General features: G+C 62.4%; 20 protein-coding genes. 9 read left to right on the plus strand and 11 right to left on the minus strand.

Annotation, left to right across the window (positions count from 1 at the left end):
• Nucleotide 1: 1 nt before the first annotated feature.
• From FJ222_03040 to FJ222_03050, 3 genes are all read left to right on the plus strand, one after another.
• Nucleotides 2-838 (plus strand): hypothetical protein, encoded by an 837-nt coding sequence (locus tag FJ222_03040; GenBank protein MBM4163403.1) that lies wholly within the window; start codon nucleotides 2-4, stop codon nucleotides 836-838.
• Between the two features lie 44 nt (nucleotides 839-882).
• Entirely contained in the window at nucleotides 883-1,647 is a 765-nt protein-coding gene (locus tag FJ222_03045) for a hypothetical protein (protein ID MBM4163404.1), read from the plus strand.
• Between the two features lie 91 nt (nucleotides 1,648-1,738).
• A complete protein-coding gene (locus tag FJ222_03050; GenBank protein ID MBM4163405.1) occupies nucleotides 1,739-2,194 on the plus strand; it encodes a universal stress protein in 456 nt (151 codons plus the stop codon).
• Between the two features lie 24 nt (nucleotides 2,195-2,218).
• Here FJ222_03050 and FJ222_03055 read toward each other — a convergent pair whose 3' ends face one another.
• Nucleotides 2,219-2,848, minus strand: a complete 630-nt coding sequence (locus FJ222_03055) for a hypothetical protein (GenBank protein MBM4163406.1) — start codon at nucleotides 2,846-2,848, stop codon at nucleotides 2,219-2,221.
• A 336-nt stretch (nucleotides 2,849-3,184) separates the two neighbouring features.
• Between FJ222_03055 and dnaA the strand changes: the two genes are divergently transcribed.
• The 6 genes from dnaA to FJ222_03085 all read left to right on the plus strand — a co-directional run bounded on the left by dnaA (nucleotide 3,185) and on the right by FJ222_03085 (nucleotide 10,573).
• The gene (dnaA, locus tag FJ222_03060) at nucleotides 3,185-4,615 is read left to right on the plus strand and encodes a chromosomal replication initiator protein DnaA (GenBank protein MBM4163407.1); all 1,431 of its coding nucleotides are present in this window, start codon (nucleotides 3,185-3,187) and stop codon (nucleotides 4,613-4,615) included.
• A gap of 311 nt (nucleotides 4,616-4,926) precedes the next feature.
• Nucleotides 4,927-6,021, plus strand: coding sequence for a DNA polymerase III subunit beta (dnaN, locus tag FJ222_03065; GenBank protein MBM4163408.1), 1,095 nt, complete (start codon nucleotides 4,927-4,929; stop codon nucleotides 6,019-6,021).
• Between the two features lie 75 nt (nucleotides 6,022-6,096).
• Nucleotides 6,097-6,300, plus strand: a complete 204-nt coding sequence (rpmE, locus tag FJ222_03070) for a 50S ribosomal protein L31 (protein ID MBM4163409.1) — start codon at nucleotides 6,097-6,099, stop codon at nucleotides 6,298-6,300.
• 154 nt (nucleotides 6,301-6,454) lie between these two features.
• The gene (gene prfA / locus FJ222_03075) at nucleotides 6,455-7,555 is read left to right on the plus strand and encodes a peptide chain release factor 1 (GenBank protein MBM4163410.1); all 1,101 of its coding nucleotides are present in this window, start codon (nucleotides 6,455-6,457) and stop codon (nucleotides 7,553-7,555) included.
• Nucleotides 7,470-9,140, plus strand: coding sequence for an ATP-binding cassette domain-containing protein (locus FJ222_03080; GenBank protein MBM4163411.1), 1,671 nt, complete (start codon nucleotides 7,470-7,472; stop codon nucleotides 9,138-9,140). Before prfA ends, FJ222_03080 begins: the two co-directional genes overlap by 86 nt.
• A 35-nt stretch (nucleotides 9,141-9,175) precedes the next feature.
• A complete protein-coding gene (locus FJ222_03085) occupies nucleotides 9,176-10,573 on the plus strand; it encodes a hypothetical protein (GenBank protein MBM4163412.1) in 1,398 nt (465 codons plus the stop codon).
• 9 nt (nucleotides 10,574-10,582) lie between these two features.
• Here the strand turns inward: FJ222_03085 and FJ222_03090 are convergent, their stop codons facing one another.
• From FJ222_03090 to FJ222_03135, 10 genes are read right to left on the minus strand one after another with little or no spacing between them, the layout of a single operon-like run.
• Nucleotides 10,583-11,488, minus strand: a complete 906-nt coding sequence (locus tag FJ222_03090; GenBank protein ID MBM4163413.1) for a hypothetical protein — start codon at nucleotides 11,486-11,488, stop codon at nucleotides 10,583-10,585.
• Nucleotides 11,485-12,618, minus strand: coding sequence for a hypothetical protein (locus FJ222_03095; GenBank protein ID MBM4163414.1), 1,134 nt, complete (start codon nucleotides 12,616-12,618; stop codon nucleotides 11,485-11,487). Before FJ222_03095 ends, FJ222_03090 begins: the two co-directional genes overlap by 4 nt.
• 5 nt (nucleotides 12,619-12,623) lie before the next feature.
• Nucleotides 12,624-13,940, minus strand: a complete 1,317-nt coding sequence (locus FJ222_03100) for a hypothetical protein (protein ID MBM4163415.1) — start codon at nucleotides 13,938-13,940, stop codon at nucleotides 12,624-12,626.
• Nucleotides 13,937-14,881, minus strand: coding sequence for an ABC transporter ATP-binding protein (locus FJ222_03105; GenBank protein ID MBM4163416.1), 945 nt, complete (start codon nucleotides 14,879-14,881; stop codon nucleotides 13,937-13,939). The genes FJ222_03100 and FJ222_03105 overlap by 4 nt, the downstream gene beginning before the upstream one ends.
• 20 nt (nucleotides 14,882-14,901) lie before the next feature.
• On the minus strand, nucleotides 14,902-15,891 hold the full coding sequence (locus FJ222_03110) for a hypothetical protein (GenBank protein MBM4163417.1): 990 nt from the start codon (nucleotides 15,889-15,891) through the stop codon (nucleotides 14,902-14,904).
• Between the two features lie 4 nt (nucleotides 15,892-15,895).
• The gene (lpoB, locus tag FJ222_03115) at nucleotides 15,896-16,501 is read right to left on the minus strand and encodes a penicillin-binding protein activator LpoB (GenBank protein MBM4163418.1); all 606 of its coding nucleotides are present in this window, start codon (nucleotides 16,499-16,501) and stop codon (nucleotides 15,896-15,898) included.
• 37 nt (nucleotides 16,502-16,538) lie between these two features.
• Complete coding sequence (locus tag FJ222_03120) at nucleotides 16,539-16,970, minus strand: DUF1425 domain-containing protein (GenBank protein MBM4163419.1); 432 nt, start codon at nucleotides 16,968-16,970, stop codon at nucleotides 16,539-16,541.
• An 18-nt stretch (nucleotides 16,971-16,988) separates the two neighbouring features.
• Nucleotides 16,989-18,458 (minus strand): hypothetical protein, encoded by a 1,470-nt coding sequence (locus tag FJ222_03125; protein MBM4163420.1) that lies wholly within the window; start codon nucleotides 18,456-18,458, stop codon nucleotides 16,989-16,991.
• 9 nt (nucleotides 18,459-18,467) lie between these two features.
• Nucleotides 18,468-19,688 carry a PEGA domain-containing protein gene (locus FJ222_03130; GenBank protein ID MBM4163421.1) on the minus strand — a complete coding sequence of 407 codons (1,221 nt, stop codon included), beginning with the start codon at nucleotides 19,686-19,688 and terminating at the stop codon, nucleotides 18,468-18,470.
• 9 nt (nucleotides 19,689-19,697) lie between these two features.
• Nucleotides 19,698-20,252, minus strand: coding sequence for a hypothetical protein (locus tag FJ222_03135; protein ID MBM4163422.1), 555 nt, complete (start codon nucleotides 20,250-20,252; stop codon nucleotides 19,698-19,700).
• Between the last annotated feature and the right edge of the window lie 26 nt (nucleotides 20,253-20,278).

Below are 20,278 nucleotides of genomic sequence, written 5' to 3' on the forward strand. Positions count from 1 at the left end.
CATGCCGATTAACTCAGACAAACCTCATCGGACGAAATCAAAAAATAAAGCGGACGGCTTGCAAGAAGATAAAAGTGCTTACACGGTTGGAATGAGAGCGCCGCGCGAAGAAGAGCGCTTGATCGCCCAGGAGCATGCGGATTCCCTGAAAAGCGCCGAGGACCGTAACAAACAGGGTCAGTACTCGACGCCCTACCCGCTTGCATTGCAAATGGTCGCACAAGCGTTAAGCTATCTGCCAGGCCATTCACCGCTGACCTTTCTTGAACCGTCCGTCGGCACGGGCGTGTTTTTCAGCGCCCTGATCCGGATCGCGGATAGAAGCCGTATTTTATCCGCTGTCGGTTGCGAGATCGACGACGCTTACGGCCATTTTGCGAACACGCTATGGGCGGTTGATGGCCTGAACTATGTCAACGATGACTTTATTGCCTTTGCTGAGGATGAACGTAATCATGGAAGGTTCAATTTTTTGTGCACGAATCCACCATACGTTCGCCACCACCATCTTCGTCCCGATTACAAGATCAGGCTTCAGTCTTTGATTGCTTCGCGCCTTCATGTGCAGCCGAGCGGGCTTTCGGGATTATACGTGTATTTTGTGCTTATGGCTGACGCGCTTCTGGCTGAAGGCGCCGTGGCGTCATGGCTGTTGCCTGCTGAATTTCTTTACGTCAATTACGGAAAAGTGCTCAGGGACTACTTGACGACCCGGGTCACGCTCCTGTCTATTCACCACTTCAATCCGGACGAGGTTCAATTTGACGACGCGCTTGTATCATCCTGCATTGTGACCTATCGCAAACCCCCCCATCTGGCGACGCCACGTGCGAAATGACATACGGCGGCAGTTATCGGAACGCCCGAGAGAAGAAATCCCTGATGTTTGACCACCTGCAAAGCCTCAACAAGTGGACCATGCCCCATTTTGCTCCCATCGTATCCCGTTCACCTGACATTCGGATCAAAGACATGCTGTCTGTTCGCAGAGGCATCGCAACAGGGGCAAACGATTATTTTCTGATCGATCAGGCGACGATTGACAGGTATGAGATACCGGTCCTGTATCTCAAACCCATCCTGCCGAGTCCGCGCTTCGTGCACGATGTGGTGATCGAGGCCAATTCCGATGGAACTCCAGTTATACGCGATCTCAAATACCTGCTGGACTGTACCGCGTCGCCCGACGAAGTTCGCCGCAATCACCCAGGCCTCTGGGCCTATCTGGAGGAAGGCGTGGCCAAGGGAATTGCCGGACGCGCACTCTGCGCATCGCGCGAAATCTGGTATTTTCAGGAGAAACGCTCTCCGGCCTTGTTTATCGCCTCGTATATGGGCCGGTCCAGCGAGAGCCGTGCGTGCCCGATCAGGTTTTTTGTCAATTTCTCAACCGCGCTTGTTACAAACGTGTTTCTCAATCTGTATCCGACACCGGAATTGAATCGTGCATTGGGAGGAGACCGGGAACGCGTGTTGGATTTTCTGAACATGCTGACATCCATCCCCGGCCCTTGCGTCATGCAGGCCGGGCGGGCCTACGGTGGCGGGTTGCACAAGATTGAGCCCAAGGAGATGCTGGAAATACAGATGCCTTCGGTTCCGGCCTGGATGGAAGGGGTGTTCACGCGACAGTTGACGCTGCTCTGAAAATCGCTTGCCTTGGGCAGCAGAATCGCGTTATGATCCACGGTAAGGGCGGGAGGCAAGTCGCCGCCGCAACTCAAACAGGAGGCGTGGAATGAACACAATCACATGCAAACAGATTCTGTGTCCGGTGGATTTCTCGGACTGCTCAGACTATGCCATGCGCTACGCGGCCCTGCTGACGCAGAAACTTGAGGCGCACCTGACGCTGCTGCACGTGGTGGCGCCCATTCTGGTGCCCCTGCCGGGCGACGCGCTGATGCCGCCGATGCGGCAGGCCGACCTGGCTGATATTGCCGATGCCTGCCGCGAGCGCCTGACCCGGACGGCCGGGGATCTGGCCGAGAAAGGGGTCACTCGGGTCTCCTGCCTGGTCACAAACGGCGTGCCGTACCTCGAAATCATCCGCGCGGCCGAGGAACTGCACGCGGACATGATCGTCATGGGCACCCACGGCCGCAGCGGACTGGTCCACCTGATGATCGGGAGCGTCGCCGAACGGGTGGTGCGCAAGGCGCCCTGCGCGGTTCTGACGGTCAAGCACCAGTAGCCTTCCGCTTTGAAACGCGGGCGCCTACTCCTCCCAGCCTTCCGGACGCTGCGGCGGGGTCGGCGCACCTTTCGAAATACCTCCGGGGCCTGCGCCGCGCGTGCCCGCCGCGCGGCGTGCGTTGGCGATCCGTTCACGGATCCTCTCGGGATACTTCTGCAGGATCTCATTGGCCCCACGGATCTGTTCGACGCTCAGCGTGTCGCGAATCGCCAGCATTTTCTCCGTCTGGATCTTAGCCTGTTCGGTGCGCAAGCTGCCGATTTTTTCCACCAGATCCATCAACGCATTCGTCGGCGCCTGTTTGTCGGCCATGACTTTTGCCGCCAGCGCCATCTGCTCCACGGCGGCGCCCCAGAGCGCTTTGTCAACCACGGACTGCCGCTCCCTCAGCGCGCTCATTCTTATTTTCAGCCCCTCTTTCTGCTCGTCCGTCACGTTGAGCTCCCGCGCGGTTTCGGGATGGGAGAGCACCTGCAGCACGCGCAACGTGCGGTCCACCTCCTCCCCGGTCCGCGAAGGCCGCGCCACGCCCGCCGCAGCCGAAACATCCGGACGGCCATCGGGAAGCGCCCGATCCTGCGCACACGAGACACACGCGGCAACTGCCGCCACGCAAAAAAGCCACGCCCGCCCGCAGTTCTTCATCGTCATACCTCCCCCTTGTGATCGTTCGTGTTCCATCACGGCCGCAGCCGCGTCAGGCCCGATGAGTCGTTACCACCCTTAACGCACAGACCGCAAGCATTATTGTCCGATCCGCCCGCAATCCTCCGTGAGAAACCGATTGTACTCATCCAAAATTAACATCCGCTGTTCATATCTTTTTAATCCTTTTACAATACCTCCTCTTCTGCCCCTTATTTATACGCTCAATTCGTTTAAATATAGAGACTTATGACATTATAACCGCTTGTTCATATCGTGTTGGCAACCTGTTGATGCTTTGAACACTTTTTCTTCTTGCCCGGATGCGGGGATTGGTGTCTCATGGTGCCTTCATGCGGCATCTTTTTTTCAAGGCTTACTCTTATGAACGCGACAACGATTTGGACCAAAGCATGCGATCAGATCATGCAAATCATCAATAAAAGCCAGTATGAGGCCTGGTTTGCCACGTTGCGGCCGCTCGGGCTGGAGCGGGACACGCTCCTGCTGGGCGTCGACAATGATTTCAAACAGACATGGATCGAGGAGAATTACCGCGACGTGATCGCGTCGGCGTTGCAGGTCGCGTCGGGCGGCGACTCCGTGCCGTTCCGCTTCGTGGTGAGCATGGAGGATGCGGGCGGTGTTGACGCCGCAGAACTGCTGCCCACATCGGCGCCGCTGAAGTCCCCTGCGACGGCGAAGCGACGGCCGCGCATGCAGCCGACGTTGGCGGCCAATCTCAATCCCCATTTCACCTTCGAGGAATATGTAATCGGGCCGTCGAACAGTTTCGCCCACGCCGCCGCGACGGCCGTCGCGCAGGCTCCGGGGCGCACCTACAACCCCCTGTTCATCTATGGTCAGACCGGGCTTGGCAAGACCCATCTGATCATGGCGATTGGTCATCGCGCGGTGCAAAACGATCCCGAGACGCGCGTGGCCTACGTCACATCGGAGGCGTTGTTGAATGAGTACATAGACGCGATCCAGAAAAACGCGGTCACCGAATTTCGCAACCGCTACCGCAAAGTCGACATTCTGCTGGTCGACGACATCCAGTTCCTCGTCGGCAAGCAGCGTCTCCAGGAGGAGTTTTTCCACTGTTTCAACGACCTCCACATGAAAGGCAAGCAGATCGTGATGACCAGCGACCGACCGGCGCGGGAAATCGACGGCCTGGAGCAGCGGCTGGTCTCCCGGTTCGAATCGGGGCTCGTCACCGAGTTGGAATGTCCCGACTTCGAAACCCGCATGGCCATCCTGCGCTACAAGCAAAGCGCCTCCAAGGTGGTTCTTTCCGACGCCTGCATGACGTTCATCGCCCAGCACGTCACATCGAATGTGCGCACCCTCGAAGGGGCGCTGTTGCGCGCGATCACCTTCACCACGCTCAATCCCCACCCGCTGACTCCAGACAACCTGCAAAACCTTCTGAAGGACGTTTTGACTCAGGAGACTCAGGAAGATATCTCGTTTGATGAAATCCAGCGCATCGTCGCCGAACACTTCGATCTGCGCCTGACCGACATGTCCAGCAAGCGCCGCCCACGCTCCGTCGCGATGCCCCGGCAGGTGGCCATGGTGCTGTGCCGAAAACTGACCCGCTCCTCGCTTCCTGAAATTGCGAAGGCGTTTGGCAAAACGCATGCCACGGTCATTCACGCCTGTAAATTGATCAAGGTCATCATCGAGACCGATCCTGACCTGGCCAAACAGATTTATGCGGTGGTCCGCAAGCTCGGCCGCGACCCCAAGGATATCGATTTTTGAACCGTTTTATCGCTGTTTGCAACCCGTTGACAACATGAGTAAAAACCGTCAGTTCCCTGTCAACAGATCCGGATCTATGAACACTTACCCACGCGTTTCAACTTCCATGAACACCCGTTTTCAGCTTATAAACAGATCATTAGGTGTTTGTTTTTTATTGCAACCTTTTATAAATAAACCATTTACGATCTTATCAACCGCTTTATTCAGGCTTATTAGTAAGGATGTTGCATTTAAGTAATGACTTGTTATACTATTCTCTCAACCGCGCAACCGCGCAACCGCGCATGGAGTACGCAGGAGGATCACGGATGAAGTTCTCAATCGCCCGCTCGAAGTTTTTGGAAAGTCTGCAAACCGTTCAGAACGTGGTTTCGGGTAAAAACACGTTGCAGATTCTTGCCAATGCGCTGATCAAGGCCGAGGACGGAAAACTGTGGATCACGACCACCGACTTGGATATGTCGGTCCGCAGTTTGATTGAGGCCGAGGTAACAGTCGATGGATGCACGACGTTGCCGATTCGCCGGTTGGCAAGTATTGTGCGTGAGTTGTCCGAAGGGCGCATTTCGTTCGACGTGGATGACAAGGACGTGGCGGCCATTGAGTGCGGCGCGTCGTCCTTTCGCATCAACGGTTTGCCGATGAGCGACTTTCCACCCATTCCCGGGTCGGACGGACGGATGTGTTACCGCATCGATCAGGGGGCGTTTCGTGAAATGCTCCGGAAAACGTCGTATGCCGCCTCGCTCGATGAAACCCGCCGCGTGCTCAACGGGGTGTTGCTGGCCTTCAAGGATGGAAAACTGACGATGGTCGCCACGGATGGCCGCCGCTTGGCGTTGGTCGAGCACGAAGTTGAATTTCCACCCGAAAACGATGTGGAACTGATCCTGCCGACCAAGGCCGTGACGGAATTGGTCCACATTTTGGGCAACGACGGAGACCTCCGCATTTTTGTCCAAAAAAATCAGGTGATTTTTGAGTTTGGCAACACGATGATGAGCAGCAAGCTCGTGGACGGCGTTTATCCGAATTACCGTCAGGTCATTCCGTCGGGTTGCGACGAGCGTGTGGCGCTGGAGCGAGAGGCGCTGTTGACCGCCTTGCGGCGAGTCTCGATCATCGCATCCGACAAATCCAATGCCACCAAGCTGACGTTCGCCGCGAATCAGCTGGAAATTCTGAGCACCAGCCCAGACATCGGCGAAGCGCGCGAACTGCTGCCAATCAAATTTTCAGGCAAGCCTATCAGCGTCATCTTCAACCCGGAGTATATCATGGATCCGCTGAAGAGCCTCGATTGCGACGAGGTTTTCATCGAGATGAACGACGGCAACAGCCCGGCCATTCTGAAGTGTGACATCCCGTTCTTGTACGTGCTGATGCCGCTGCGGATCAGTTAAGTGTGATTTAGGCTTGCCAGTGGCGCACGGTCTGGTGTAAGATACCCGTCCGTTTGATGAGAAAAAGGGTTGTTTATGAAGAAGGAAATCCATCCGAATTACGCTGAAGCGACGATCACCTGCGCCTGCGGCCACGTGACCAAAACGCGCTCGACCGTCACGGAGATGAGCGTCAACACCTGCTCGGCCTGCCATCCGTTCTTCACCGGCCAGCATACGATGATCGACACGGAAGGCCGTGTCGATCAGTTCCGCAAGCGTTACGCGGCCAAGAAGTAGCCGGGAAGCGCCAGGTGCCGGGTCGGATAGGCCGCTGGGCGGCCGGGTCCGGCCCGTGTCGTTTGCGGGTCCCGGTGTCCGTGTTCAGAAATAGGGGCTGCTTCCGCCTGTGTGTTTTCCCGTTGCACCCGCGCGCTCCCCACGAGGTCGAGCCATGATCGAACGCGTGCATGTGGCGAAGCGGCTGGAACGCCTCGCCTTTGTTGAACAGTCCCTCTCCGATCCCGACGTGTTGAAAAACCGCAAGCTGCTCCGGGAGCGTGTGCGCGAGCACGCAACATTGAAGCGGCTGGAGGCGGCTTTCCGGGCCTACGAGGCCTGCCGGCGCGAATGCGCCAGCAACCGCGAGATTGAGGCTGACGCGACGACCGACACCGAGATGCGCGCGCTGGCCCGCGCCGAGCGGGAGCATCTGGAGCCCCAGCTCCCGGATCTCGAGCGCCAGATGATGCTGGCCATGCTGCCGCCCGACCCGACGGACATCCGCAACGCGCTGTTCGAAGTCCGCGCCGGAACGGGCGGCCAAGAGGCGGCGATCTTCGCGGGAGACCTGTTCCGCATGTACAGCCGCTACGCCGAGAGCCGGGGCTGGAACGTGGTGGTCATGGACGCCAGTCCGAGCGAAATGGGCGGGTACAAAGACATCCTGTTCATGGTCACCGGAGAGGGCGCCTATGGCATTTTCCGGCACGAGAGCGGCGGGCACCGCGTCCAGCGGGTGCCGGTGACCGAGGCTCAGGGCCGGATTCACACCTCGGCCGCCACGGTGGCGGTCTTTCCCGAGGTCGACGAGGAGGATGACATCGAGATACCGGCGGACGAGCTGCGCATCGACATCTTCTGCGCCGGCGGGCATGGCGGCCAGGGGGTCAACACCACCTACTCCGCGATCCGGATCACGCACCTGCCCACCGGCCTGGTCGCGCAGTGCCAGGACGAGCGTTCGCAACACCGGAACAAAGACAAGGCCATGCAGGTGCTGAAGTCCCGCCTGCTGGACCAGCGCCGCCAGGCTGAGGAAGCCAAACAGGGGCAGACCCGGCGCGACATGATCGGCTCCGGTGATCGTAGCCAGCGGATCCGCACCTACAACTTTCCCCAAAACCGCATGACCGACCATCGGGTGGGGCTCACGCTCTACAGCCTCGACCGGCTGATGGAGGGCGGGCTTGGGGAACTCCTCGACACGCTGCACAAACACGCCCAAAGTCTCCGTCTGGAAGCGGAGCTGCAGCCGTCCGTATCCACCCTCTAATCCGATTGACGGGAATGATCGCGTGATAGCCACTTCAAATTTGACCAAACGATTCGGCGCCGACATCTTGTTCGAGGCTGTCAGCGTTAAATTCACCCCGGGCAACTGTTATGGCTTGATCGGCGCGAATGGATCGGGCAAATCGACGTTCATCAAGATATTGGCTGGCCTGATGCCCTCCAGCCAGGGCGAGGTGACCATCGGGAAGGGCTGCACGCTGGGGTACCTGCGTCAGGATCATGCCGAATTTGACGAGGTGGCGATTCTCGATACGGTTCTCATGGGCAATGCCAGGCTCTGGGCGCTTCATCGCGAACGGGAGATGCTCTATTCCAAGGACGATCTCACCGAGGCCGAGCAAATTCGGAGTGGTCATGTCGAGGATGAGTTTGGCCAGGCGGGCGGGTACACGATGGAAGCCGATGCCGCCAAGCTACTGGACGGCCTCGGCTTCACCGAAGATGTCTTTGCGCGGGAGATGAAAACCCTGCAGGGCGGTTTCAAGCTCCGGGTGTTGCTGGCTCAGGTGCTCTTCGCCCATCCCGACGTCCTGCTGCTGGATGAGCCGACCAACCATCTGGATCTGGAGTCCATCGAGTGGCTGGTGGAGCTGTTGAAACGGTACGAGGGGACGGTCATCGTCATCTCCCATGACCGCTTCTTCCTGAATCAGGTGTGCACCCATATCGCCGATCTGGACTATCACGAAATCCGCATGTTCACTGGAAATTACGATGATTTCACCATCGCGAGCCTGGAAGCGCGCGAACTGCGGGAGAAATCCAACAAGAAGCTGGAGAAACAGATTCACGATCTCAAGACCTTCATCAGCCGGTTCAGCGCCAATGCCTCCAAGGCGAGACAGGCGACCTCCCGCCAGAAATTGCTGGGCAAGATTGAACTGGAGTCCGTGAAGCCCAGCTCGCGGGTGTCCCCCTATATTCGCTTCAATCCCCGGCAACGGCTGGGCGACAAGGTGATCCGTGTGGATCGCATTTCCAAGGGCTATGATCGCACGCTGTTCAAGGACTTCTCCTGCGAGATTCTGCCCAAGGAAAAGATCGCGATTATTGGGAAGAATGGCGTGGGCAAGACCACGCTTCTGAAAATCCTGTGCGGACTCCTCCCGCCCGATTCCGGCTCCGTGGTTCTGGGCAACACCATTCAATTCAGTGTCTTCCCGCAAGACCCCGGCGAGGTGCTCGATCCCGACATGCAGGCTTTGGACTGGCTCAAGCAATATGCGGATGAAACAACCAGTTCCGAGAGCGAGCTCCGGTCTTTCATGGGGCGCATGCTCTTCAGCCGGGACGATGTCTTCAAGCGCATCGGGGTACTCAGCGGCGGCGAGAAGGCGCGGCTCATTCTGGCTCGGAACATGTTGGAAGGCGGCAACGTGATGATTCTGGATGAGCCGACCAATCATCTGGATCTGGAGTCCATCGAGGCGCTGAATTTTGCGTTGTCCGAAACCGGATGCACGATCCTCTTTGTGTCCCATGATCACCGCCTGATCGGGTCGCTCGCGACGCGGATATTCGAGATCAAAGAGGAGCAGGTGTTGATTCGATCAGGCGAATACTAGGGCCTGTTTTCGGGGCGGGCGGAGAAGGAGACGTCATGAACGTGATCGAGATGGTCCGGGGCGTGCTGGTCAATCTGCTGTTTCTGCTGGGCTTCGTGACGCTCTGCGCCCTGCTGCGCGAGGGGTTCGAACGCCGCCGGCACGCCGTCTCCGCGTGGGGGAGCGGGTTGCTCTTCGGCACCATGGCGGTGGTGACGATGCTCGTGCCGTCCATCACGACCCCGGATCTGATCTTCGATACGCGGGCCGCCGTCATCGGCACCGCCGGCCTGATCGGCGGTCCGGTGACGGCGCTGATCAGCCTCCCCCTGCCCATCCTCTACCGGATCGGCATCGGCGGGTTCGGCGTGATCCCGGGCATCTGTGAGCTGGTGCTGCCGGGGCTTTTCGGCGCCGCCTGGCACATCGCCTTCGCACGGCGCCGCGCGGAGCTCACCCTGCCGCGCATCCTGGTCGCCAGCGCCGGGGTCGGCGCAATCCCCCATTTTCTGATCGTCGCGACCATCCTCACGTTTGCGCCGGAATACGCCGCGAACGTCGAGACCGGCAATCTGCTCATCATCATCGTCGGGACGGTCGTGGCGATGGCGCTGCTGAGCACGTTGATCGTGCTGGAGAGAAATCACGCGCACGCCATGTCTAACCTCGCCGATTCGGAGCGGCGCATGCTGCACTCCCAGAAGATGGCCGCCATCGGGCAGTTTGCCCGCCGGGTGGCGCACGATGTCATGAACACGCTGACCGTGGTGAACGGGAATGCGGAATTTGCGAAACGGATGGCTCCGGAACACGCCACCGTGCAGGCGCTCATGGACGAGATTATCGCGGAGACCGGACGCCTGTCGCACCGAAGCGGCGACCTGCTGGCCTTTGCCCAACCGGAGTCGGGCCGCGCCTTGCATCTGGACATCGGTCGGCTGGTCGATGGCCTCCGGCCGATGCTCGGGAACGCGCTCGGACCCGAGGTGGAGATCGTGGTCGAGGTCGAGCCCGACGCGGGGCGGGTGAAGGTCGATCCGGCCCGGATCGAGCAGGCGCTCATACATCTGGCGGTCAACGGGGCGGAGGCCATGGCGATGCGCGGACGGCTCACCCTCCGCGCGGCGCACGCCGATCTGACCGCGCAGGCGCGCCAGCGGTTGGAGGCGGGCACCCTCCCGCGGGATCGCCACACGGGCGATTTTGCCCTGATCACCGTGACCGATACCGGCAGAGGCATGACGCCCGACCAGATATCGCACATCTTCGAACCGTTTTACACGACCAAGCAAGACCGGGCCAACGCCGGCCTCGGCCTCTCGTCGGTGTACAACATCATCGCGCTGCACAACGGCTACATCGACATCCAGTCTCAATCCGGCCACGGGACGACGGTTTTGATCTATCTGCCCGTCTATGATACGATCAACCCCGCTGAAACCGACGCTGCGTGACCGGCTAGGTTAAAACCGACGCTGCGTGACCGCTGGCGGTTGCCGCCAGCGGCGGTGGAACCAGAGGTATTGCTCGGGATAGGCCCGGATGTAGGCGGCGAAGTGGCCGTTGATGGTGTCCAAGATGGTCGCGGTGTCGCGCTCGCGGTCTCCCGTCAGCTCGAACGTCAGCGGTTCGGAGAGGACCCCATGGTAGCGGAGCGGTCCCGTGCGAACGAAGGCCCCGACGACCATCGGATGGCGGGTGGCCAGGTACAGGCGCGCCGGCGATGTGTGGATGCTCGCGGGGCGCCCCAGAAAGTCGCGCCAGATGCCATGGCGGCCCGCGTGCTGATCTGCGAGCAAGGCCAGAATCCGGCCCTCCTTCCACCGTTTGACCAGCGTCGATGAGAACCCTCTTTTGTTGGAATGAATCTCGACATTCGTGCGCATATGGCTCTCGATGAAGCGTTGCGCCAAGGGGTTTCGCATGGGGCTGGCCAACGCCATCGTTGGTTTGAAAGCGGTGAGGAGGTGTACGCCGACTTCCCAGCAGCCCAGATGGGGCGTGAGCACCAGGACGGGTTGCCCCGGCTGTTCGATCAGGGCGCGCGTGGCTTCCGGAAAATCGGTGGTCACATGCCCCTTCAGGTGTTCGGGCGTGAGAAACTCGGACACCTTGAGGCTCTCCAGAAGATGCCCCACAAAATGCGCCAGTGAGGCCCGCGCAATGCGCTCGGCGCCCGCAGAATCCCCGGCGATGCCCGCCTTCAGGACGTTTTCTATCGCGATCCGCCGGCGGGTACGAGCCCAGGGGAATGCGAAATGGCCCACTGCCGCACCCAGCGGATAGGCGCGCCTCGCCGGCAGCAGTCGGAAAAGGGCCCAGAATAGGCGGATGCCGAGATAAAGCGGGTAATCAACAATCGAACTCATGGCGGGGTGTCCGGCTCGCGATTCTTTTGCTGCGGTGCCAGAAAGTCGTCAAAAGGGAAGTCTGGCTGCACGAGCGTGTCCAGCGGTGGAAGCGTGGAGCCTTTGGCGGCGATCATCAATAAGCGTTCGTAGAACTGGTCGCGCTGCGCGGTGTCGCCCGCGTCGGCGGCCTTGCGCAAGGCGTGGAGCAGGTGAAATCCGTAGAGACGGCGGGTGGTGGACGAAGGAAAATCCACATATTGTTGCTCCAGTAAATGCAGGAGGGCGGGCAAGACGGCGGGGTTTGGCGCGGCGAGGCCCGAGAGGGTTGGGTCCCGGCCGTACAGCGCCATCAGGGCGTGGCAGGCGAGGCGGCGGCATTTGAACCGCTCCGTCGGATCGACGGCATGGGTCATGCCGGACCACGCCCAGTAGAGGGCATGACTCTCGGGCGTGCGCCAGTCCAGCGGTCCCGTTTGCGCCTCGATCACGGCGACGCGGGAGGCGTCCAGCTTAAAGACGGCGGATGCCGCGTCGCGCGCAGATCCGGCGGATGGAAAAGCGCCCGCCGGCCCGAACACCGGCGCGGTCTCGGTCGCGAGGAATTGGCGGTAGGCAGGCGCCGCCTCGTCCAGGGTGCCGCCAATCTTGTGCAGGTAGAGCCAGGCCAGCTCGCGGCAGAGCTGAGCGTCGCCGGGATTCCACGCGAGTGCGTCGTCCCGTAGCAGCCGGAGCCCGTGCCAGACCCAGCGCACGCGATCCTCCGGGCGCAGCATCATGGCGCTGATATTGTAGGAGAGGTTCCATGCGTTGTACACCCAGGCGTCCGCCGCGTAGGGGTCGAGGCTGGTGATCCAGCTCGACAGTTGGACCAGTTCGAAATAGCGCCCTTCCCATTGGAGACGGTCGGCGCGGAGCCAGAGCGCCTCTGCGGCAAGACCGCGGAAGGCGCCCAGGCCGACGACGACGAAGGCGAGCGCGGGCGGCGGATCGGATGGACGGGGGGCAATGCCCGCGCCGCCCGTCCGGCGCCGATCGGCCAGCGCGCGGTTCTGGACCGAGGCGAACGCGAGTAGCGCCGCGAGGCTCACAACCGCCGACGCGGAGCCGGCGAGCCGGCGAACGGAACGGATGATGTCGGACGTCTCCATCGGCGTCATGCTCCGTTCTCGCGGCGTTTAAGGACACGGGCGGAACCCCACGCCAGCAGAGCGGGGAGGGCGAGAAAGCCGATCCACAACGGCTGCCCAAGACTGCGCAGCGGGATCGCCTCGCGCCGGGTGAGTTGCGTGATTGGCGCGGCGGACACCAACGGCCGCGTGACCGAACCGGCGCAGCGGACGATCTGAAGCCCGAAGCGCTCGCCCAGCCCCCTCGCCTCGGCGAGGTCCGTCGCGTCGGCCGTGGCGCGGGAGCCAAGAAGCGCGAGCAGAATCAGCACGACGGCGGCGAAGGAGGCCACGGGGAAAGAGAAGCAGCAGCCGAGGGCAAGGCCGCAGGCGGTCAGCGCCGACAGCACGGCCAGCAGGATGAGGGCGGCATACACGAGATTCCGCCCGAATGATCCGTCCGGCAGCAGCAGGGCCAGATTGCGTCCCGGATGCAGGAGCAGTGGCGTGCGGGCGCCCGGATCCAATTGGAAGGCGACTTCGATCAGCCCGCCAGAGGCGGATGTGAACGGAGGCAACGCCCGCACCAGGGGTTCACCCGCCATGAGCGTCTCATGAATCGTAAAGGCGGCTTCCGAGTGAGAGGGCTGAACGGCTTGCGCGCACAGCGTCATGGCGGATTCCTCACGCAGGCCATACTGCGTTTCGAACACCGCGCGCACCGTCGGCGCGATCCCGTCGGCGCAGGGGGGCAGGCGGAAGCGCCACGTCTGCGTCTCGCCGGGCTGGATCAGGGTGTAGCGGTTGCGGACCTCCTGGATGAGCTCGGCGCGCAGCGTGGTCACAGGACGATTCGCGGGCAGCCGCCCTTCCGCGCGGAGGGTTCGCAACGCCTGATCGGCCTCCTGGGCCGGGTCGGGCAGGATGCACGGCACCACACGGTCGCACCGCTGCCAGTCGCCGGGCAGCTCGGGCGCGCGGAGGAGGATCTGAAGCAGCAACCCCACCACGACGGCGCCGAGCAGCACGACGTTGAGCGCCATAATCCCGAGCCATTTGCCAAACCAGAGTTCGAAGGGCCTGACGGGCTTGACCACGGTCAGGGTAGCTGTGCCGGCGCTGCGTTCGGCGGCGACCGCTGCGCAACCGGCCCAGAGCGACGTCGCCGCGAGCAGGAAGAGGCAGACGCCCAGCGTGTGCCCGACCAGCAGCGTGAACAGGCCCTGGGCAGTGCCGTCGCCGCGCATCCAGCCCGGCAGCCCCGCAAGCGCCAGCAGCAGGAGGGCGGCGAGGGTCAGCACCATGCGCGAGCGGATCGCCGCGCGGACAGCCAGCAGGGCGATGGCGGAAACGCGCGGGATCATGCAGACTCCCGTTTGGCCGATTCCGTCGCAGCTCCGCCGATGCCGGTTTTATGCAGGAACGGGGCCGGTCTAAAATGGGTCAGCGCGGAGGCTTTCCCAGAAGCCCGCGCAACCACGTCGAGAAAATAGGTTTCGAGCGAAACCGTGGGGTGGTCGGTGGCGACAACACGGTTCAGGCGCGCCGCAAGCTCGGCGCGCAGGGGTTCGGCCTCAGCGTCTGAGAGGTTGGCGATCAGAAAGCGGGTGGTGTCGGCGCGGACGAGGAGGTCGTCCACGGCCCCCTCAGCCTGGACAAGCCCCCGGTGCATGATGGCCACGCGGTCACAGACATGCTCGACGTCGGCGAGCAGATGCGAGGTCATCAACACGGTCATGCCGTCGTTGGCGAGCGCGCGGACCAGATCTTTCACTTCGCGGCAGGCAACGGGATCGAGCCCGGAGGTGGGCTCATCGAGAATCAGCAAGTCCGGCGCGTTGATCAACGCCTGGGCAATGCCGACGCGACGCGCCATTCCCTTGGAAAACCCGTCGATCGGGCGGTCGGCGACCTCGGTGAGATCGGCCATTTCCAGAAGCGCCTCGCCCCGCTCGCGGCACGTGCGGCGATCAAGGCCAAAAAGGGCGCCATAGTAGTGGAGGGTTTCCCGCGGGGTCAGGAAGCGGTGAAGATGGGTGTTCTCGGGAAGATACCCGATGCGATGCTTGATGACAATGTCGGCGGGTGGACGGCCGAGGACGCTGACCGTTCCCGCCGTCGGGTGGAGGAGTCCCAGCAGCATCTTGATGGTCGTGCTTTTGCCCGATCCGTTCGGCCCCAGCAGACCGAACACCTCGCCGGGCTGGATCGTCAGGTTTAGCGAGTCAACCGCGCAAACGGTGGGCCGCCGCCAGAAGTCGCGGAAAATTTTGCGCAAGCCGGTTGTTTCGATCACAGGGGTCATGGAACCTCCAGGCACACGTGTCAGCCAATGTCGCGGGCGCGGAACAGGCCGACGCCCACACGGAGCGCCAGGGCGGAGCCGGCTGCGGCGAGCCCCGCGGCGCGGATGAGGTAAGACCCGGGCGCGGTGCCGCCGCGCGCGAGGGCGTCGGCCAGCCAGTAGTGTTGGATATTGGGGAAGAGGCCGGCCAGCACGCCGCGCAGGGAGGCGGCGGGCGCGCCCGCCGACCACGTGTCGGCGGCCAGCCCGGCGCCGAGGATCGCCGCGCCGACCAGCAGCACGGTGCCGGTCGGAAGCCGGACCGCCAGCGCGGCGCTCCAGGCCGCGAGCACCGCCAGCGCAAAGAACAGCGGCAGGGCAACGGGAATGATGCGGAGGTTCAAACGGAGCGCGTAGGGACCCCAGGCGCCAGCGTGGCTCCAGAAGCCCGAGGCCAGCAGCGTGAGCAGCAGGGCAGCCGGGATGAGCAGGAAGGCCGCAACCCCGAAACGGGCGCGGCGGCGGTTCTGGAGCAGCCCCGCAACCGCCAGCGCCGCCAGCGGCGCCAGGACGGCCCACTGCCGCAGGCGGACATCGGGCAGCCGATCCCAGGACTCGCCGACCACAACCGTGCGATCAGCGGCCGCCTCGGCGGCAAGCGTGGCGGCCGTTACCGCGACCCAGAACACTCCGCAAACCAGGAGAATGCCGACATACTTGGCCGTTAGAAACAGGCCGCGCCCCACCGGCTTGGACAGCGCGGCGGCGGCCGTCCCCGATGCGCATTCGCGGTGGACGGCCGCGCCGGCGGCGGCGCAGCCGAGCGCCAGCCCGAAAACCAGCAACGAGGCCAACCCGCCGTCCCGGGCCAGCCGCCCCTCCTCGCCGAAGGCGTGGAAATGGAAGAGGGGCGCGGCCGATGTCACGAGGACGGCGGCCAGCAGCACCAGCAGGGCCGCAGGCTCCTGAAGCGCCTCGATGAACGTGGTCCGGACAATCGCCCGGAATGAACGGAAGCGGTCAGACATCATCACCCTACATTCCGAAAACCGGGCGGGTGCTCGCTTTTCGGATTTCCTTCTCGTCAGCCCAGACGATCTCGCCCGTCTTGAGGTCTTTCAGGATCATCGAGAACTTGTAGTACTGGTCGAGTGTCCGGCCCGAAACGTTCTTGATCTCAGAAAGCGTTCCGGTGAGGTACATGTCGAGCGCCGTCTGCTGGCCGGCCTTGACCGCCTTCGAGGCGTCCACCAGCCCGAGCGTGTTTTCCTGGTCAATCCGCGCGATGTCGGTGCCGACCGTGCCGGCCGAGGACCGGTCAACAAAGCGGAACAGTCCCGAACGCAGCAATTGCATGCGCACCGAATCGGTGATGCTGATCATGTCGATGTGCTGGGTCGAGCGATTCTTCATCGGCTCGATGTCCAGCACCGGCCGGCGGTCGCTGACAAACTCCTTGACACCGGGGGCGACGAGGAGCGACTCGACCATTTTTTCAACGGTGCGGCGCACATCCTGAGGTTCCAGTTTGGTCGTTGCCGCAGCGCGGTCGAGCGGAACTTCGCGGACGTTGGACGTGGTGCATCCGGTCATCAGGGTGACCAGCGCGAGGAACACGAGGCAGGAGGTGGATGTTTTCATGGCAGGGTTTCCTTATTCTGGGTTGTGGTGAGAGCGGTTATTCGGATTGGCTGGTTTCGCGGATGCGCAATTTGGACGACACGGCGGCCGCCGAATTGGCGACGCCGGTGACGGTGACGGCATCGCGGCCTTCGAGAATCAGCGAGCGATACGGCTTCGTGTCGCCGTCGATCTCCATGCCGTTGGCGTCGAACCAGCAGATGCGGTAGTCAACCCGCACACGACCGTGACGCGTCGAGGCCAGCGAAATGTGGACGCGCTGCAGCCCGTTCACGGTGTCGTAAGTGACGCCGGTGACGTCGATGCGGCGCGCCAGACGGGTGTTGTCCTCGTGGATCAGCGTGGCACTCGTGAGGTGGTCGGTCTTGACCACGGTTCCTGCGGTGTCTGCACAGCCCGTCAGGCCGATGAGCCCCGCAGCGAACGCCGCAGAGAGGGCGATGTGTTTTACGGTTTTCATGGTGTGCATCCTTTCGTGTGTGGGGTGTTAGGGTTGAGAGAGAAGCCGTTGATAGACTGGCGGCTCGCCCGATCCGGCCAGCGGCGCGGTGGCGACGCAGCGGAAGCCCCCCGGATCAGCCAGCCAGATCAGGCGCGTTTCGCCGGCGGTCACCGTCACAGGCGCCTCCAGGACGGCGCCGGTCGCGGTGTTGCGGAAGCGAAGGGTGTGTGGCCCGGGTTCCACCGGTCCGCGGTACAGGTGGGTGACCATGGGGATCAGGTACCACGCGCGTGTGTCCGAGGTGGTCGCCAGCGACGAGGCCGCATTGGCGAGCATCACGCTGTATTTCATGTAGTCGTTCCCCGAATGATTGGCTAGCTGTTGCGCCGCGACACGGGTAGCCGCGCGCGTGACGTTACGGATGACCACGCCCGGGATCTTGTCCCGCAAATCCCGGTACGCCAGCGATTGCAGGTAGACTGCGGGCGCGGTCGTACCCACCGCCGCGCCATCGGCGGTGATCTCCAGTGGCGCAGGCATGTAGACGGGATCGTCGTAGTAGGGGAAGTCGACCGCAACCAGCGTCAGTCCGATCGGAATCGGAATCTTCACCGTCAGCCGTCGCGAAATCAACCCCTCCTCATAGAGCACCACGATTTCGGTCTGCGAACGGGCGAGTGTGGCCGCATCAATGTGGTGTTGCGCCGCCAGCGCCTCAAACGTCTGCGTGTCCTGCGTTTTGATCAGCCGGAAGAAATCGCGCATGACCGTCGGGTTCTGGGGTACGAGCTCCCAGGCCTTGCGGTAACTCAGCGCGGCATTCGCCGCATCCCCCTGCGCCTCGAACATCAGTCCGCAGAAATACCACGCCAGCCCATTCTCATACGAACTGCGCGTCCGCGCGAGCACCGGCGCCATGGACGCAAATTTGTTCGTGACAGCTCCCATGGCTTTCTCGTGCGACGCATCGGCCTCCTGCTGCGCCTTTTCCACCTCTTTCGCGTAGCGCTCGGCGATCTGATCCTGGGCGAAGACGGTGCGGCGGGCCTCGACGCCGGCCCCTTCGCGGTCCCCGGCAAAGAGGTAGTTGAGTGTCTGATAGTGGAGGGTCTGGATCAGCTCGTAGGGCGCCGGCTCATAGGTGCGGACCGTGTCGTCGGCAACGGTGGATGCGACCACCGCCGCGCCCATTGCGCCGACCTTGACCACCGGGCCGGACTCGGTCTCGGTGATCATCCGGTCCAGCACGGTGGCAAATTCGGCGCGGCTGCCGGCGAAATCGCCGGTGAGCATCTTGACCCGGCCGCACTCGATGCGGCCCAGTTGCTGGTCGCTGCGCGACTGCTTGAGTGCGTCGGACCACGCCAGCGCGACGGAGGAATCGCCGGCTTGAAGCGCGGTGATGGCGGTGAGCGCTTTCGAGCTGTGGGTCGTGCAGCCGGTCAGGCCCCACACGGCAACCCACGCGACCCATGCCAGCGACGACAGGCGTTTGAATCGGCTTGACATATGCATGTCTTCGCGTTAATCGGGAACGATCGTGGTGACGGTGGTCCCGGCCTTGCTACCGATGGAGACATCGCGCCAGGCCGCCGTGTCAAAATTGACCTTCACGCCCTTCTGTGCGAGGGCCTCGGCGTAGGTCACGGCCGCCAGCGCGCGGAAACGCTCCAGCGACTGATACCGCTGCAGGCCGGCATCCGAAAGTTCCAGCGCCACGCGGAAGGCCGAGCCCTCCTGGATGTTCACCGTCTGCTGCCAGTCTTTCATCCACGGGCGGGAGATGCGGAGCTGATGCAGACCCGGCGCGCAGGAGAAGGTTCCCGGTGACGACCCCACCGCCGCGCCGTCCAACTCGACCGTGACGCCGCCGACCAGACGGCGCATCTCGCCCAGCAGCTCGTTGGGCGCGCGGACCCCCGACTCCAGCCCCTGGATCAACTCATCCACGGTCGTGGTGACCGTGAACGTCACCAAACCAACGGCCGCCGCAGCGGGCCTCCACGTGGTGGCCTTGGCGGCGATTGAGGCCCCGGCCTCCTGGGCCCAGACATCCAGCAGATCATTGTAATACGCGGTGGCATTCGCGCCCTCGGCGCTCTCCGCAGGCACTGGCGCGCGGCGTGTCCAGTTTTCGCCGTAAACCGAGGCACCCGTCGCGGCGTCGCTCACCTTGACCGACATCCGCAGGGTGAAGGTGACCACCGGTTGATCGCCCACCTTTCGCGTTGCACGGTCCGCGCCAATCACCGAGGCCGTCATGAGATAATCGACCCCCAGCATTTGCGCCACGCGCACGGCCGAACCGCCCGTGAAGACGCCGCTGACCAAGCCCGCTCGCTCATCCTCGGAGGTCACCTTGAACCGGTTGAAGCCTTCGGCGATCTCGGCCTTGTCAAGCACGATCAGCCCCGCGCCGGCCAGCTCGGCGCCCAGGCGGTCCCGCACGCCATCCACCAGATCGTCCAGCCCGGCTGTCTGGGTCTGGTTTTTCACAAAGATGGCGATCTTGGAATGAGCCGCCGGTTGGGGTCTGGCCGCCAGCGTCGCGGACCGCTGCGCATCAATCGACACAATGTCCATCCCGGGATTGGCCGCCTGAATCCGCTCCTTGAACGCTTTTAATTCAGCCGATTCTTCGGGTTTAACGGCCTCGCTGACCGTCACGCCCTGCGCGGCCGCGCGCACGCCGATAAGCCCCGCTGCCGCCAGCACCAGAAGACTGCACAGATGTGTGTTTCTCATCACGTCACCTCAGAAGTAAAAGTTGATCACCGGAACAAACGGAATGTCGTTGTCCTGAATCACATTGATCACGCCGATCTGAACGCCGATCAGGGTGCGCGTCACATTGATGACGCCGATTTGCAACCCGTCCACATGATCGGCGCCGTTGAAGCCGCCAATCTGGAGCACGCTGGCCCGCTCGGCGTAGTTGACCGCGCCGATCTGAAGCCCGTTGAGCGTGCTCCCGGCGGTGTTCACCAGTCCGGCCTGGAACCCCATGGCGGGGCCGTCGCTGATGTTGGCGATGCCGCCCACTTGCAAGGCTTTCGTCGTGCCCTTCACGTGATTGACCAGCCCCACATCAAGACCGTAAAGATCGCGGCACACCCCGTAAATCAGATTGATTCGAAGGCCGTAAACATCCCAATCAGGTGAAGGAACCTGAGCGGGAGCGATGAGGCTGAACATGAGGGGCGAAACCCCGGCCGATTCAGGCGTCGGCGACCCATCCAGCGCCAGCGCCCGCATGCCGGCGCAAGCCAGCATCGCAACACACACCCGTATGGCCTGTTTGATTCTCATCGAGACCTCCTGTTTTGTAGGACCCC

The organism is Lentisphaerota bacterium (assembly GCA_016873675.1).
Lineage (GTDB): Bacteria > Verrucomicrobiota > Kiritimatiellia > RFP12 > JAAYNR01 > VGWG01.